This is a genomic window from Psychrobacter sp. 1Y4 (genome assembly GCF_051847555.1).
Window position 1 is genome coordinate 1 of the sequence record NZ_JBPYDE010000283.1, and the last position, 887, is coordinate 887.

1 protein-coding gene is annotated in these 887 nt (G+C 49.2%); it reads left to right on the forward strand.

What is annotated here, in order from left to right; translation table 11 throughout:
• A partial coding sequence (locus tag ACS8FC_RS15795) for an alanine/glycine:cation symporter family protein (protein ID WP_439297467.1) occupies positions 1 to 887 on the forward strand: 887 nt, incomplete at both ends.

An 887-nucleotide genomic window follows, 5' to 3' on the forward strand; every position in this document is an offset into this window, starting at 1 on the left:
GGAGACGATGGGATTTCTGCCCGTCAGGCGTTGCTCGTGTCGATCGGTGGACGTGTTGGCGGTGGTAACATTGCTGGTGTTGCCGTTGCAATCTCTTTGGGTGGTCCCGGTGCGGTTTTTTGGATGTGGGTTGTGGCCCTCATCGGCATGATGACCAGTATTGTTGAGTGTAGCTTGGCTCAGCTTTACAAGCGCAGAGACAATGATGGTAACTTTCGCGGCGGCCCTGCAACTTATATTTTACACGGTTTAGGTAAAGATTATCGTTGGCTCGCTGTCATTTATGCTATTGCTTTACTCCTATCTTTCTCCATTGGATTTATCGCATTCCAAGGTAAGACGGTAGCAGGTTCCGCGCTTGAGAGCTTCGGGATTGATCGCTGGATATCAGGTGCGGTACTGGTGGTTGCGGGTGGATTTATCGTCTTTGGTGGTATCCAGCGTATTGCAAAAGTCGCTGACGTTGTGATTCCTGTAATGGCGCTGATTTACATTGGGATGGCACTAATTATCATCGTGTTGAATATCGCCGATCTGCCTGCATTGATGGCGATGATTGTTAAAAATGCATTTGGTATTGAATCCGTCGTTGGCGGTGGTATCGGTGTGGCGATTGAGCAAGGCATGAAGCGCGGTCTGTTCTCTAATGAGGCAGGTTTGGGTTCTGCGCCTAACATTGCCGCCACTGCTTATGCCACGCATCCAGTCAGTCAAGGTATCTCACAGTCACTATCAGTATTTATCGATACGATTGTTGTATGTAGTGCCACGGCATTTATGATTTTACTCAGTGGCGTTTATCAGCCAGGTGCTGAAGTCGATGGTATTGTACTGGCGCAGCAAGCGCTCACCGCTCAGCTGGGTGATTGGTCACAGTACGTGTTAAC